Origin of the sequence: Micromonospora sp. LOL_025 (assembly GCF_048060285.1) — a bacterium.
Lineage (GTDB): Bacteria > Actinomycetota > Actinomycetes > Mycobacteriales > Micromonosporaceae > Micromonospora.
Window position 1 is genome coordinate 96,771 of sequence record NZ_JBHMIR010000011.1, and the last position, 13,911, is coordinate 110,681.

Here is a 13,911-nt window from a genome sequence, read left to right on the forward strand (position 1 = left end):
GGCCCCACGAGTGCCCGATCGTCATTTCCGGCGGGCGGGGCCCGCCCGGAGAGCACTGTGCTCCCGGACGGGCCCCGCCTCTCACCGCTCTGCCGACCCTCGGTCAGTTCCTCGCGGGGGTGACGTACACCGTGGCGTACGAGTTGTCCCGCGCGGTGCGCTTGATGGTGATGGTGACGCCGTAGGACACGCCCTGGTCGCCGGGGTTCCCGCTGCCCAGCACGATGCCGCTGCCCAGGCTGACCCCGTAGTAGGACGTCGCCGGCGTACCGTCCGGGTTGGTGACCCGGGTCGTGTACGGCGCGTTGCCCTTCGACGGGATGACCACGGAGGCGTCGTTGTCCCGCGCGTACGGCGAGCCGTCGCGCATCTCGATGCCCGGGTACCAGCCCTTCGCGTCGGTGAAGCCCCGCACCGGCGCCTGCCGGCCGAAGCTCGTGCAGTACTCGCTGTACGGCTCGTCCGCCGCCTCCAGGCACTCCGTGAAGGGGTACGTGGGGTTCAGCGAGAAGGCCGCGTTCGCGGACTGCGGGCGGCTGGGCAGGTTGTCCAGCACCGACGGGTCCTTGACGGCCGCCTCGCCCTTGCGGCGGTACGGGTCGAAGTGCGAGTCGACGATCAGCAGACCACCCTTGGCGCCGTAGCTGGGCAGCGCGGTCATCTGCGCCGTGGTGTGGTTGACGTCGCCCAGCGCGGTGTCCCGGTACCAGACCAGCATGCCCGGGGCGTTGTAGGCGACCCGGTCGACCTTCCACGCGTCGCGCGAGTAGATCGTGTCGTAGGTGTACTTCAGGCCCTTGTCGAAGCCGTCGAAGTTGCGCCACTCGGCCAGGTAGTAGTGCGACTGGGTCGAGGTGCCGGTGTCGATGTGCCAGCCCTGGCCGGTGGTGTCGACGAAGCTGCCGCCGGTCGCCGTCCAGCCGTTGGCCCCGCCCTCGACGTCGTCGCTCCACGTGGTGGTGCCGCCGCCGGTCACCGAGAAGTCGTCGGCGAACCAGCCGCGCTCGGCGAACGCCTCGTCGGTGGCGTAGCGGAGCCGGACCTGCACGTTCTGCCCGGCGTACGCCGACAGGTCGACGTAGTCGTGCCGCCAGCCGTGCGTGTCGCCGGTCAGGCCGTACTTCTTGTTGCCGAAATCCACCATCCGGCCGTTCGGGTCGGCGTAGCCGTCGTTCGTGGTGACGAGGTTGCCGGCCGCGTCGTAGACCTTCTGCTCGGTCCAGGTGGTGCCGCCGTCGGTGGAGAGCTCGACGAAGCCGTAGTCCCAGTCGGCCTCGATGACGAAGTTGTTCCACATCCAGAACTTCGCGTCGGCCGCCGCCGGCACGGCCACCTGGCGGGTGATCTTGACGTCCGCCCAGTCCTGGTCGGCGCCCGAGTACCACATGTTCGCGCCGCTGTGCGGCGTGGCCAGCGTGATCACCTTGTCCGGCAGGTCGATCTTGATGCCGTCCTGGGTGCCGCGCGGGGTCCGCGAGGTCTGGCCGAGCTGCACGGCACGCGGGTCCGAGCCCGGGGCGAAGGTCAGCGGGTCGGCCCAGCCGAGCACCCACTTGTCCCACAGGCCCATGTGCGTCGGCAGCGCCTGGAAGATCTCGCCCGAGTGCGAGCCCGAGGCCATCAGGTCCCAGAAGTCGACGTCGGAGTCGGCGTTGCCGGAGGTGTCGTAGAGGTCCGGCAGGCCCAGGTCGTGACCGAACTCGTGGGCGAAGACGCCGACGCCGGCGTCCTCCGGCTGCACGATGTAGTTCGAGACCTGGAGGTTGGTGCCGGGGATGGTGTAGCCGCCGGTCACCGTCGACGAGTGCGCCCAGACGGCGTACGTGCCCTCGGCGCCGCCGCCGCGGGACTTGCCCTGCCCGGCGTGCACCAGCACCAGGTGGTCGATCACGCCGTCCGGCTCGAAGAGGTTGCCGTCACCGTCGCGGTCGCCCTGGTCCTCGATGTCGTAGTCGGCCCACGGGAAGCTGGGGTCCATCTTCGCGAGGGCGTCGATCGCGTCGGTGGCGAGCCGGCCCGCGCCCTGCGGGTTGTCCGGGTGGCCGTTCATCGACTGCTGGCGGCCGGGGACCCAGTTGCCGTTCTCGTCCTGGAAGCAGCGCGAGGCCGCGTACCAGCCCTCGGAGTGCGGAACGGTGATCCACGGGCTGGCCTGCCCGTCGACCGTGTACGCGCCCTTGGACATCTCCAGGTACATGTTGTGCATCGTGCGGCCGGTCAGGTCGATGCCCTGCCTGCCGTCCGGGCCCTTGAGGTCCTTGCGGACCCGCTCGGTGATGCCCCGCTTCGAATAGAGCATCTTGTCGTAGTGGCTCGGCGAGAAGTCCGGCACCCACATCGAGTTGTTGTCCTCGTGCGGCAGGTTCGCCGGGTTCGGGATGTTGTTGTGCCTGGGCCCGTTCTGCACGGTGCCGGGGACGCAGGTCCGGTCCTCGAAGACCGTCCTGGGCACCATGACGCCGGTGAAGTCGTCGTTGGCCTGGTCGTTGAACTCCACGAGCAGGGTCAGCAGCTTGGCGGTCTGGGTGCTCGGGGCCTTCTTGATCTGCCGCGGGCTCTTGCCCGTCTTCATCGCCTTGGCCTCGTGCTTCGCGAGCTGCTCGGCGGCGACCGGGTTGCCGCGGGCGAACTTGCGGTCGTACGCGCGCGCGTCCTCGACCGCCGGGGCGTAGACGCCGCCCTTGCCCTTGACCTCGCGGCCGCCGCTGTCCGGCTGGACGGCGGGCTCGGCGTAGTTGATGTAGTGCTCGTCCGCCCCGATCGTGGCTCGGGCGGGGCCGGGCTCCGCCGCCGCCGCGCCACCGGTCACGGTCAGTGACGTGGCGGCGAGGGCGATGGCGGGCAGCGCGACGAGCAGGCGTCGGCGCGACCCGGATTGCGGGTTTTTGTTCATGCCGCTCCGTTTCTCGGGCATGGGGGAGGAGGAAGTCGGTCGGCCCTCCATCGATGTGACGTCCATCGAACCGACCCGACGTGCGTGAACCTAAATCAGAAAACAGGGGAACGACAGGGGTCGACGTCCGCCTGTGTCCGTTCAGCTTCACCCGGCTCACCCGACCGACCGATGTGACAGTTCGCATCCGGCCGGTCGCACACCCGTAAGAAACGACGATGGGTGACGGTCCGCGTGGGACCGCCACCCATCGGGGCGTACGCCTCGCGTCAGTCCTCGTCGGACTTGCCGCCGCCCATGCCGGACGAGATCAGGTCCATCACGGACGAATCCTGGAGCGTGGTGACGTCGCCGAGCGAGCGGTTCTCCGCCACGTCGCGCAGCAGCCGGCGCATGATCTTGCCCGAGCGGGTCTTCGGCAGCTCCGGCACCAGCATGATCTGCCGGGGCTTGGCGATCGGGCCGAGCGTCTTCGCCACGTGGTTGCGCAGCTCGGCGATGAGCTTCTCGCCGGCGTCGCCGGCGATGTCCGTGGTGCCGCGCGGGATGGCGAACGCGACGATGGCCTGCCCGGTGGTCGGGTCGGTCGCGCCGACCACCGCCGCCTCGGCCACCGCCGGGTGGGAGACCAGCGCGGACTCCACCTCGGTGGTGGAGATGTTGTGCCCGGACACCAGCATCACGTCGTCGACGCGGCCGAGCAGCCAGACGTGCCCGTCGTCGTCCTTCTTCGCCCCGTCCCCGGCGAAGTACATGCCCTCGAACCGCGACCAGTACGTCTCGATGAACCGGTTGTCGTCGCCCCAGATGGTGCGCAGCATCGACGGCCACGGCTCACGCAGCACCAGGTAGCCACCGCCGCCGTTCGGCACCGACTGGCCCTGGTCGTCGACCACGTCGGCGACGATGCCGGGCAGCGGCGTCATCGCGGAGCCGGGCTTGGTCGCCGTCACGCCCGGCAGCGGCGAGACCATGATCGCCCCGGTCTCGGTCTGCCACCAGGTGTCCACGATGGGCAGCGCACCCCCGCCGACGTGCTGCCGGTACCACATCCACGCCTCGGGGTTGATCGGCTCACCCACGCTGCCCAGCAGCCGCAGCGAGGACAGGTCGTAGCCGGCGGGGATGTCCTCGCCCCACTTCATCATCGTGCGGATGAGCGTCGGGGCGGTGTAGAGGATGCTGACCTTGTACTTGTCGACGATCTCCCAGAACCGTCCCTTGTGCGGGGTGTCCGGGGTGCCCTCGTACATCACCTGGGTGGCGCCGTTGGAGAGCGGACCGTAGACGATGTAGGAGTGCCCGGTCACCCAGCCGATGTCGGCGGTGCACCAGTAGACGTCGGTCTCCGGCTTCAGGTCGAAGACCGCGTGCGTCGTGTACGACGTCTGGGTCAGGTAGCCGCCGGTGGTGTGCAGGATGCCCTTCGGGCGGGCCGTGGTGCCGCTGGTGTAGAGGATGAACAGCGGGTGCTCGGCGTCGAACGGCTGTGCGGTGTGCTCGGCCGAAGCGGTCTCGACCGTCTCGTGCCACCAGCGGTCCTTGCCCGACCAGGCCACCTCCTCGCCGGTGCGGCGCACCACCAGCACGTGCTCGATCGACGGGCAGTTCGCCACCGCCTCGTCCACGGTCGGCTTCAGCGCCGACGGCTTGCCCCGGCGGTAGCCGCCGTCGGCGGTGATCACCACCTTCGCGCTGGCATCCTGGATCCGGTTGGTCAGCGCGTCGGCGGAGAAGCCGCCGAAGACCACGCTGTGCGTGGCGCCGATCCGCGCGCAGGCCAGCATCGCGACCGCCGCCTCCGGGACCATCGGCAGGTAGATCGCCACCCGGTCGCCGGCGGTGACGCCCAGGTCGGTGAGCGCGTTCGCCGCCTGGCAGGTCAACCGGTGCAGGTCGGCGTACGTGATGGTCCGGGTGTCGCCCGGCTCGCCCTCCCAGTGGATGGCGACCTTGTCGCCCAGTCCGGCCTCGACGTGCCGGTCCAGGCAGTTGTACGCCACGTTGAGCTGCCCGCCGACGAACCACTTCGCGAACGGCGGCTTCGACCAGTCGAGCACCTGGTCCCACTGCCGCGCCCAGGTCAGCCGCCCGGCCTGCCGCTCCCAGAACGCCAACCGGTCGGCGTCCGCGTCCGCGTACGCGTCGGCGGTGACGTTGGCGTTCGCGGCGAGTTCGGCCGGCGGCGGGAACTGGCGCGTCTCGTTCAGCAGATTGGCCAATGCCTCGCTCATGCCGTGCTCCCTCGTCGCTCGGGTGACCTGCGTCTCTCTAGGGCACGAGGTTAGTCGGGGCGGCCGGCACGGGCGACCGCCGGTCCGGCCGACGCGCGCCGAGCGGCCTCCACCGCGCGCCGGACGGCGACGCGGGCCGCCGGGTCGACGCCATTTGTCCGGGCGGGCCCGCCGGCCGACGGATCGCGGGGTGGCGGTGGTCGCTTCCAGGCGGCTCGTCGGCGGCCCGCGCCGGGCAGTCGATAGCGTGACGGGGTGACCGCTGACCCGCTCGCCCCGCTGCTCGCGCTCGCCGACGTCGCCCCCGCCGTGGAGCGGGCCCGCGAGCGGTTCGACCGGGCCCTGGGGCACCGCGCGCTGCGCCGGCACGGCGGCCAGGTCGCGGCCGAGGTCAGCCTCCGCTCCGCGGTGGCCAGCGCCGCCCTGGAGGGGTACGCCCGCGAGCGCGAGGCCGTGCGCGCCGGGACGGTGACCGAGCCGGTGGTGCAGGGCGCGCTGCGGGTCGCCGGGGCGCTGCCGGGGCTGTCCGAGCTCTGGCCGAAGGCGCCCCGGCAGGCGCTGGCCAGGCTGCACGTGCTCGCCGCCCGCGACGTCGTCGGCGAGGCCGAGCTGGGCCGGCCGGTGGCCGACCCGGTCGTCGCCGCCCGGCTGGACGGGCTGGCGGGGCTCGTCACCGGCGGCACGAAGGTCTCGCCGCTGGTGCTGGCCGCGGTCGTCCACGGCGAACTGCTGAACCTGCGCCCCTTCGCCGGGCCGTCCGGGGTGGTGGCCAGGGGCGCCGCCCGCCTGGTGCTGCTGTCCAGCGGGCTGGACCCGCGCGGCCTGCTCGCCGTGGACGTGGGTCACCACGAGCGCGAGCCGGAGTACGTCGGCTCGGCCGGCGCCTTCGCCACCGGCACCCCGGACGGGCTGCGCTCCTGGCTGCGCCACTACATGGCGGCGGTGGAGGTCGGCGCCGACCAGGTCACCACGATCGGCGACGAGGTCCTCGCGGCGGCCTGAGCGGCCGACGCCTGGCGGCCGGCTCAGGCAGCCGGTCGTCTCGCGGGCTCAGGCGGGCGCGGGGGCGGTGCGGGTGCGGCGGTGGCGGCCGTACCAGGCGATGCCGATGGCGACTCCCACGCCCACTCCGAGCGCCGCGGCGGCGACCGGAACGGCCGGGCGCTCGCGCAGCCGCCGCCCCAGTGGGATCGGGTGCCGGAACTCCAGCACCGGCCAGGAGTTCTCGACCGCGAGCCTGCGCAGCTGCCGGTCCGGGTTGACCACCGAGGGATGGCCGACGCACTCCAGCAGCGGACGGTCGCTGTACGAGTCGGAGTAGGCGTACGAGTCGGCCAGGTCGTAGCCGCGCTCGGCGGCCAGCTCGCCGACCGCGTCGACCTTGCTCGGGCCGGCCGCGTAGAACTCGACCTCGCCGCTGTAGCGGCCGTCCACCACGCCCATCCGGGTGGCGATCACGTCGGTGACCCCGAGCAGCACGCCGATCGGCCGGACCATCTCCTCGCCGGAGGCGGAGACCAGGACGACGTCCCGGCCGGCGGCCTGGTGCTCCTCGATCAGGGCGGCGGCCTCGGCGTACACGTACGGATTGATCAGCTCGTGCAGCGTCTCCGCGACGATCTGGCGGACCTGCTCCACCTGCCAGCCCTTGCAGAGCGCGGCGAGGTAGTCCCTGGTCCTGGCCATGGTCTGCTCGTCGGTGCCGCCCAGCCGGAACATCAGCTGCGCGTACGCCGACTTGACCACGTCACGCCGGGTGATCAGACCGTCCCGGTAGAACGGCCGACCGAACGCCAGGGCGCTCGACTTGGCGATGACGGTCTTGTCCAGATCGAAGAAAGCGGCACTTCGGCCCACGGCGCGAAAGTCTAGCCGGATGGTCTATGGTCGGCGGGTGCCCGGGGCCCGGCGACCCCTCGGACCTGCGGGCCGGCCCTCCGCCACCCTCGCTCATCGTGATGATGGTCACACTCTGCGAACATTATTTCGCAGGGAGTGGAGGCAACACCACTCGACGTATACAGGTTCGCTCAGGCAGACTTGTTGATGCGACGAGTGTTCACATCTCGTACAACAGGCAGACCCTCGGCGGTTGCACCCCCCGTGACCGCTGAGTGGGTTCGGCTCGACCCCCCCGGAGCCGAACCTTCGACGACCCCCGTCTCCCCCCGACGGGGGTCGTCCCTTTCCTGCGGGAGCGCTTCTACCCAGGTCATAGGTCGTCTCCGTCCCGTGGAGGCCGCTCTCCGGAGGGTGGATCCTCCGCCCGAGGCAGAACCGTCGAAGGCCGCCGACCCCGGACGACTACGCCGTCCGGGGTGTGCGTATAACGATTGAGCGTCGTTGACCCGAGCAGCCCGGAGCGCGCCGGCGAGGGCAGCCGGACACGCCGCCTCTGACCTACCACCACTTCGGGTACCACCTCAGAACCTTCTCCGCGGCTCTGACTACTTCTGTTTCCTGCCCATCGTCGTCCCCCTCCACGCCCGCCATGCGGGAGGACTCGCGCCGGCCGAAACCGTAGGACCACTGGATGGCGAGCATCCCTGCGCCCGTGAGGAGCCAGGCTGCGAGACCCCAATGCAGCCACAGCCCGATGCCCGCTGCGAGGTAGAGCGCCCAGCCAACGACAGCCGACAACCTACGAAGGCGGGGGTGCGTCACTACAGGATCCTAAAACCGCCAACCAGCCTGATCTTCGTGTACGGGCGCGGCGTGGGTGGCTGTCGACAGCCACAGTGACAGCAGCAGGGCCGGACGTGGACGGCTCCGGACGCCGAGCGCGGACAGACGCCCGAGGCCGATACGAGGCACGCCGCCAGACGAAGCGCCCGCAGCTTGTGTACGAGGCGTCAGGCGTCGAGGCGGCGGGAAGTCAGCGGAGCGTCGACGCGGGCCGATCCCGTGAACCAACCAAGCCCGGCACCTGCGTCGACTGACCGGCTCGCCCGAGCGGCTCTCGACGCGCCGACACAGGTGTCACGGCCAGGTTCTGGCCTCGGCATCGAAGACCTCAGGCCGGCTCTCCACCGGCAGCACGCAGACCAGATGCCCACCGGGTACGCGCAGCACCCGGCACTCCTGCCACTGCGCGACCTGCGTGGCGCCGAGGGCGAGCAGGCGAGCGGTCTCGGCCTCGACGTCGTCGGTCTCGAAGTCGAGGTGGAAGCGGGGCTCGTCGTCGACCTCCTGCACGGCGATGACGAGCCCGGGCAGGGCGTCGTGCAGGTTGATGAACTGCGGATACGACGGGTCGGACTCGGTTGGGACACCCAGGGCTCCCGACCAGAAGGCCACGGCCCGGGCAGCCTCCGCACGAGGGGTGTCGATCAGGACGGCGTACACGCGACTGCGATGCATGCAGCGCAGACTATCGATCCGTACGGTCCGCGCGGAGCCCTCGCCGCCGTGGCGGTAGCCGGGTGATTCCGGAGCTGGAGGCGCGTGCGGCCCGCCGGCGGCCATAGCAGATCGACTCGCTCGGCGGGCGTTGTCCACAGGGCGCGCGGTTGTCCACAGGCTGTGGGGACGGGGCGACGTTCCGGCTGGCGTCGGAGCAGGGTCTCGGGTCAGCAACCCCGAGCCCGACCGCTGGAGGCCGCGATGCCACCCCGTACCTCCGTCCCGCCGCACCGGCCCCTGCCGCTGCTCGTCACCTCGGACGGCGACCTGCTCGACGACCTGCTCCGGCTCGCCGCGGCGGGCGGCGTCGAGGTGGAACTGGCCGCCGACCCCGCCGCGGCCCGCACCCGCTGGCTGCCGGCCCCGCTGGTGCTGGTTGGCGCCGACCAGGCCCAGCCCTGCCTGCGGGCGCGGCTGCCGCAGCGGCCCCGGATGGTGCTGGTCGGGCGGTCCGGGGAGCTCGATCCCGGCTGGCAGGTCGCCGAACTGATCGGCGCGGAGCACGTGGCGACGCTCCCGGCCGCCGAGCCCTGGCTGGTCGACCGGTTCGCCGAGTGCGGGCCGGAGGGCGTCGAGCGGGGCGGCGCTCGGATCGTCGCAGTCCTGGGAGGGCGCGGCGGCGCCGGGGCGAGCATCCTGGCGGGCGGGCTCGCCGTCACCGCCGCCCGGGCCCGGCTACGCACCCTGCTCGTCGACGCCGACCCGCTCGGCGGCGGGCTCGACCTGGTGCTCGGCTGGGAGCAGTTGGAGGGGCTGCGCTGGCCGGCGCTGACCGGTGCCGACGGTCGGGTGGACGCGCCGGCGCTGGTGCGGGCCCTGCCGAGCCGGGGCGACCTGGTGGTCCTCTCCTGGGACCGGGGCGACCTGCTCGCCCTTCCCGCCGAGGCCATGGCGGCGACCGTCGACGCCGCCCGGCGGGGCCGGGACTTCGTGGTGGTGGACCTGCCCCGACAGCTGGACGACGCGGCCGTGACCGCGCTGCAGGCGGCGGACCAGGTCTACGTGGTGGTCCCGGCGGAGCTGCGGGCCACCGCCGCGGCGGCCCGCGTGGTGGCGGCGGCCGCCCCGCACTGCGCCGCGATGTCGGTGATCGTGCGCGGTCCGGCACCGGGCCGCCTCGGAGCGGCGGAGGTGGCCCGGGCGCTCGGGCTGCCGCTGGCCGGCACGCTGCGCCCGGAACCGGCGCTGGCTCGTGGGTTGGAGCGGGGCGAGGCCCCGGCCGCGCACGGCCGGGGCCCGCTGGCGACACTCTGCCAGCGGATCGTCGCCGAGCTGACCGGCGCACCGGCGGCGGGTGCGGCATGACCGGGCCGTCCGAGGGCGAGACCCTGGCCGCCCGGGTGCGACAGCGCATCGCGGCCGCCGCGGCCCCGGTCACCCCCGCGGCGATCGTGTCGGCCGTACGGGCGGAGCCCACCTCCGCCGTCCTCGGCGACACCGCCGTGCTGCGGATGGCCGACCAGGTGCACGACGACCTGGTGGGAGCCGGTCCGCTCGCCCCGCTGCTGGCCGACCCGGAGGTCACCGACGTGCTCGTCAACGGCGTCCGGGTCTGGGTCGACCGGGGGCGGGGCCTGCACCAGGTCGCGGTGCCGCTCGGCACGGTGGACGACGTACGCCGGCTCGCGCAGCGGCTCACCGCCAGCGCCGGCCGGCGGCTCGACGACGGCTCCCCGTACGCGGACGCCCGGCTTCCCGACGGCACCCGCCTCCACGCCGTGCTGCCGCCGGTGGCGACCGACGGGCCCTACCTGTCCCTGCGCACCTTCCGGCAGCGGCCCTTCACCCTGGACGAGCTGGTGAGCCGGGGGACGGTGCCCCGGCCGGTGGCGCCGGTGCTCTCCGCCGTGGTGGCGGCCCGGCTGGCGTACCTGGTGACGGGCGGCACCGGATCCGGCAAGACGACGCTGCTCAACACGCTGCTCGGACTGGTCCCCGCCACCGAACGGATCGTGCTGGTGGAGGACGCGGCCGAGCTGCATCCCCGGCACCCGCACGTCGTCGGGTTGCAGGCGAGGACGGCAAACGTGGAGGGCTCCGGTGCCGTCGGGCTGACCGACCTGGTGCGGCAGGCCCTGCGGATGCGGCCCGACCGGCTGGTGGTCGGCGAGTGCCGGGGCGGGGAGGTGGTCGACCTGCTCGCCGCCCTGAACACCGGCCACGACGGAGGCGCCGGCACCCTGCACGCCAACGCCCCGTCGGACGTGCCGGCGCGGCTGGAGGCCCTCGGGATGCTCGGCGGGCTGCCCCGTCCCGCGCTCCACGCCCAGGTGGCCGCCGCACTCCAGGTGCTGCTCCAGGTGCGCCGGAACACCGAGGGGCGCGTACTGGAATCGGTCTGCCTGCTCCTGCCGGAGGGCCCGGACCGGCTGGTCACGGCGGTTCCCGCCTGGGTACGCGGGCGTGGGCCCGACCTCGCCGCACCGGCGCTCGCCGAGCTGCTGCGGGAGCGGGCCGTACCAGTGCCGCCGGTCCTGACCGAGCCGTGGCCCGGATCGGCGGGGCCCAGGTGACCGCCCCGTACGCGCTGGTGGCACTGCTCTCCGTCCTGGCGGCGGTGCTGGTGGCCGGGGCGGTGCGTGGTGGCCGGAGCCGGCGGGGCGTGCTGGCCGCCGGCGTCGGCGGGAGCGCGCGTGCCGGCGCGGAGGACCCGCTCGTCGCCTGGATCACCGAGCTGCGCCGGACACCCGGTCAGGACGCGGACGGCGCCGCGGCGCGCATCGCCGGCGGCGTTCCTCGCCCGCAGGCCGTCGACCGCCGCGACCCACGCGACGAGTCCCGGGTTCGCCGCCGGCAGCCGCCGACCGGTCCGGACGCCCCGGCCAGCGGTACTCCCGGGCGTGGGCGCGTGCCGGAGGGCGGGGCTCGGTGGGCGTCGCGGGACGTGGTCGACCGGTCGTCCTGGCCCTGGCCGGCCGGAGACGACCCTGGCGCTGCACGAGGAGGAGACGGTGACCCACGACTGACGCGACCCACGGGCCCGGCCCGACCCGTGCGCCACCTGGACTACCGGGACGCGCCGCGCGGGGGCGGAGACCCCGGTCGGGTCCGGCCGCCCGCTCGGCGGGACGCCCGGCGCCCCGGCGGACCGCCCGCCCCGGCGGCTGCCCAGGCGCGTCGGCCCGGCACGGTGACCGATCCGCCCCCCGGCGGAGGCCGGCGACCGAGGTGGCTCCGGCCGGACGTACTGGCGGCGTCCCCCAGGCGCACCCTGCTGCTCGCCGCGTCGGCCGGCACCGGAGTTGGCCTGCTGCTGGCCGGTCCGGTCGCGGCGGTGGCCGTCGGCGCCTACGGCACGCTGGCCGCTCGCGCGCTGCTCCGACGCAACGACGGCCGGTACGCCGTCCGGGCCCGGCGGCACCGGCTGGACCAGCTCTGCGGGCTGGCCGCGGATCTGCGGGCCGGCCTACCGGTACCGGTCGCCGCCGAGCGCCTCACCCCCGGCCCGCCGGGGACCGACCGCGGATCCCCGGGGCGACAAGACGGGTCGGCAGCAGCCGGAAGCCGGGGCCACGGCGACGCGGGGGCCCGCGACGAGCGGGGCGGCGCGGGGCGGCTGGACCGACTGGCCCGCGCGGCCGTACGCCTCGCCGACCAGACGGGCGCGCCGCTGGCGGAGCTGCTGGAGCGGATCGAGGCGGACGCCCGCTCGGCCGACCGTGGACTGGCCGCGGCGGAGGCCCAGGCGGCCGGGGCCCGGGCCACCGCTCTACTGCTCGCCGCCCTGCCGCTCGGCGGCATCGGGCTCGGCTACGGCATCGGCGTCGACCCGGTGGCGGTGCTGCTGCACACCCCCGTCGGTGGTGCGTGCGCGGTCGTCGCCATCGCGCTCCAGGTCGCGGGACTGTTCTGGGCCGAGCGGCTCGGTGCGTCGCCGGGACGGGTGAACTGATGCCTCGGACGGCGCTGGCAATGGGCTTCGTGGCCGCGGCGGGCCTGCTCGTCGCGATGCTCGCGGCGGGCCGGCGGCCCCTGCGCCGGCTGCGCGCGCTGCGCAGGGCGCCGGTCGGCGTGCACCCGGCCGCCTCGCCCCGTCGGCCGGTCGGTCCGGACGACGACATGACCGACGAGGTCCGTCCTCGGTGGCGGCCGGACGCCATTCGAGTCGCCGCCGGTCTGGGCGGTGTGGCCGTGGCCGTCATCGTCGGCGGCTGGCCCGGGGCGGTGGCGGCCGTGCCGACGGCGCTGCTGCTCGACCGGCTGCTTCGTCGGATCGAGCCGCCGGCCGTGCGGAACCGGCGGCTGCGTGAGGCGGCCGATCTTCCGCTGGCCGCCGACCTGCTGGCGGCGGCGATGCGGGCGGGGGCGCCCGTGGACAGGTCGATCCTGGCCGTGGCCGGGGCGCTCGACGGGCCACTCGCCGACCGGCTCGCCCGGGTCGGCCGGTTGCTGCGGCTCGGCGGGGGCCCCGAGGAGGCGTGGGCTCCGCTCGCGGCGGTGCCGGGGGCCGAGCGGCTGACGGCCGCCGTGCTTCGCAGCGCCAACAGCGGAGCCGCGCTGGCCGGCGCGCTGACCCGACTCGCCGACGACCTTCGCGCAGACCGGTCCACGGCCGCGGAAGCGGCCGCCCGCCGCGCCGGCGTGCTCATCGTCCTGCCGTTGGGGCTCTGCTTCCTGCCGGCCTTCATTCTCGCCGGCCTGGTGCCGGTGATCGTCGCCGTCCTCGGCGACGTGCTCTGACCATCGTCAAGAAAGGACAAGGAAATGCGTAAACTGCTCGCCCGCCTGCGCGGGGACGCCGGAATGAACACCGCCGAGTACGCCGTCGGCACCCTGGCCGCGGTCGCCTTCGCCGGGATCCTGCTGAAGGTGCTGACCTCGGGCAACGTGCAGTCCGCGTTGACCGCCGTCATCGACCGGGCGCTCAAGTGACCGAGCGCCGGTCGGTTGGCCGTGACCGGGGTTCCTTCACCGCCGAACTGGCGGCCGGCCTGCCGGCGCTCCTGCTGCTCCTGCTCGCCGGGCTGTCGGCGGTCAACGCCGTCGGCACAAGGGCGGGTTGCCTGCACGCGGCCCGGGAGGCGGCGCTGGCCGCCTCCCGGGGCGCCGACGGGGCGGCCGAGGCCAGCCGGGCGGCCCCGCCGGGAGCGGAGGTGACCGTCACCGTCGACGGCCAGCAGGTCGTCGCCACCGTCCGGGCGCCCGTACGCGCACTCGGCTCCCGGCTGCCCCGGATCTCCGTGACCGCGAGGGCGGTTGCGGCGGTGGAACCCGGCGTCGTGGGGACGGACCCCCTGGGGCCCGGTGTCGCGGAGCCCGCGACCCCGGGCGTCGAGCCGTCGGAGGGCGGACCGTGAACGGGCGGATCAGGGGCGTCGACCGGCAGTGCGGCGGTGGCCGTGACTGGCGGGGCGGCGGTGGCGCTGACCAACGGGGCGGTGG

The 13,911-nt window shown here is 73.9% G+C and carries 11 protein-coding genes; 7 read left to right on the top strand and 4 right to left on the bottom strand.

All coding sequences use genetic code 11. From position 1 onward, the window contains the following. Nucleotides 1–103: 103 nt before the first annotated feature. Together ACFHW0_RS16550 and acs are read right to left on the bottom strand one after the other, a co-directional pair. Nucleotides 104–2,893, bottom strand: a complete 2,790-nt coding sequence (locus tag ACFHW0_RS16550; protein ID WP_416608594.1) for an immune inhibitor A domain-containing protein — start codon at nucleotides 2,891–2,893, stop codon at nucleotides 104–106. 269 nt (nucleotides 2,894–3,162) lie between these two features. Continuing rightward, nucleotides 3,163–5,127 (bottom strand): acetate--CoA ligase, encoded by a 1,965-nt coding sequence (gene acs / locus ACFHW0_RS16555; RefSeq protein ID WP_416608596.1) that lies wholly within the window; start codon nucleotides 5,125–5,127, stop codon nucleotides 3,163–3,165. Nucleotides 5,128–5,382: 255 nt separating this feature from the next. Between acs and ACFHW0_RS16560 the strand changes: the two genes are divergently transcribed. Next, a complete protein-coding gene (locus ACFHW0_RS16560) occupies nucleotides 5,383–6,129 on the top strand; it encodes an oxidoreductase (protein ID WP_416608598.1) in 747 nt (248 codons plus the stop codon). Nucleotides 6,130–6,177: 48 nt separating this feature from the next. Here the strand turns inward: ACFHW0_RS16560 and ACFHW0_RS16565 are convergent, their stop codons facing one another. Together ACFHW0_RS16565 and ACFHW0_RS16570 are read right to left on the bottom strand one after the other, a co-directional pair. After that, entirely contained in the window at nucleotides 6,178–6,984 is an 807-nt protein-coding gene (locus tag ACFHW0_RS16565; RefSeq protein ID WP_121397056.1) for an HAD family hydrolase, read from the bottom strand. A gap of 1,122 nt (nucleotides 6,985–8,106) precedes the next feature. Beyond that, nucleotides 8,107–8,487: a VOC family protein gene (locus tag ACFHW0_RS16570; protein WP_416608600.1), complete on the bottom strand. Its 381-nt coding sequence runs from the start codon at nucleotides 8,485–8,487 to the stop codon at nucleotides 8,107–8,109. A 243-nt stretch (nucleotides 8,488–8,730) separates the two neighbouring features. Between ACFHW0_RS16570 and ssd the strand changes: the two genes are divergently transcribed. The 6 genes from ssd to ACFHW0_RS16600 are packed head-to-tail and all read left to right on the top strand — an operon-like array spanning nucleotide 8,731 to nucleotide 13,826. After that, nucleotides 8,731–9,834 carry a septum site-determining protein Ssd gene (gene ssd / locus ACFHW0_RS16575; protein WP_416608601.1) on the top strand — a complete coding sequence of 368 codons (1,104 nt, stop codon included), beginning with the start codon at nucleotides 8,731–8,733 and terminating at the stop codon, nucleotides 9,832–9,834. Further along, nucleotides 9,831–11,042 (top strand): TadA family conjugal transfer-associated ATPase, encoded by a 1,212-nt coding sequence (locus tag ACFHW0_RS16580; protein WP_416608602.1) that lies wholly within the window; start codon nucleotides 9,831–9,833, stop codon nucleotides 11,040–11,042. Before ssd ends, ACFHW0_RS16580 begins: the two co-directional genes overlap by 4 nt. After that, the gene (locus tag ACFHW0_RS16585; protein WP_416608604.1) at nucleotides 11,039–12,421 is read left to right on the top strand and encodes a hypothetical protein; all 1,383 of its coding nucleotides are present in this window, start codon (nucleotides 11,039–11,041) and stop codon (nucleotides 12,419–12,421) included. The genes ACFHW0_RS16580 and ACFHW0_RS16585 overlap by 4 nt, the downstream gene beginning before the upstream one ends. 20 nt (nucleotides 12,422–12,441) lie before the next feature. Further along, a complete protein-coding gene (locus tag ACFHW0_RS16590) occupies nucleotides 12,442–13,209 on the top strand; it encodes a type II secretion system F family protein (protein ID WP_416608759.1) in 768 nt (255 codons plus the stop codon). Between the two features lie 24 nt (nucleotides 13,210–13,233). Further along, nucleotides 13,234–13,401, top strand: a complete 168-nt coding sequence (locus ACFHW0_RS16595) for a DUF4244 domain-containing protein (RefSeq protein ID WP_076470820.1) — start codon at nucleotides 13,234–13,236, stop codon at nucleotides 13,399–13,401. Next, nucleotides 13,398–13,826 carry a TadE family type IV pilus minor pilin gene (locus tag ACFHW0_RS16600; RefSeq protein WP_416608606.1) on the top strand — a complete coding sequence of 143 codons (429 nt, stop codon included), beginning with the start codon at nucleotides 13,398–13,400 and terminating at the stop codon, nucleotides 13,824–13,826. Before ACFHW0_RS16595 ends, ACFHW0_RS16600 begins: the two co-directional genes overlap by 4 nt. The last annotated feature ends 85 nt before the right edge of the window (nucleotides 13,827–13,911 follow it).

What these genes read in the sequence shown, in the direction of transcription:
- ACFHW0_RS16550 (WP_416608594.1), bottom strand. Translation starts at nt 2,893, where the DNA reads ATGAACAAAAACCCGCAATCCGGGTCGCGCCGACGCCTGCTCGTCGCG.
- acs (WP_416608596.1), bottom strand. Translation starts at nt 5,127, where the DNA reads ATGAGCGAGGCATTGGCCAATCTGCTGAACGAGACGCGCCAGTTCCCG.
- ACFHW0_RS16570 (WP_416608600.1), bottom strand. Translation starts at nt 8,487, where the DNA reads ATGCATCGCAGTCGCGTGTACGCCGTCCTGATCGACACCCCTCGTGCG.
- ssd (WP_416608601.1), top strand. Translation starts at nt 8,731, where the DNA reads ATGCCACCCCGTACCTCCGTCCCGCCGCACCGGCCCCTGCCGCTGCTC.
- ACFHW0_RS16580 (WP_416608602.1), top strand. Translation starts at nt 9,831, where the DNA reads ATGACCGGGCCGTCCGAGGGCGAGACCCTGGCCGCCCGGGTGCGACAG.
- ACFHW0_RS16590 (WP_416608759.1), top strand. Translation starts at nt 12,442, where the DNA reads ATGGGCTTCGTGGCCGCGGCGGGCCTGCTCGTCGCGATGCTCGCGGCG.
- ACFHW0_RS16595 (WP_076470820.1), top strand. Translation starts at nt 13,234, where the DNA reads ATGCGTAAACTGCTCGCCCGCCTGCGCGGGGACGCCGGAATGAACACC.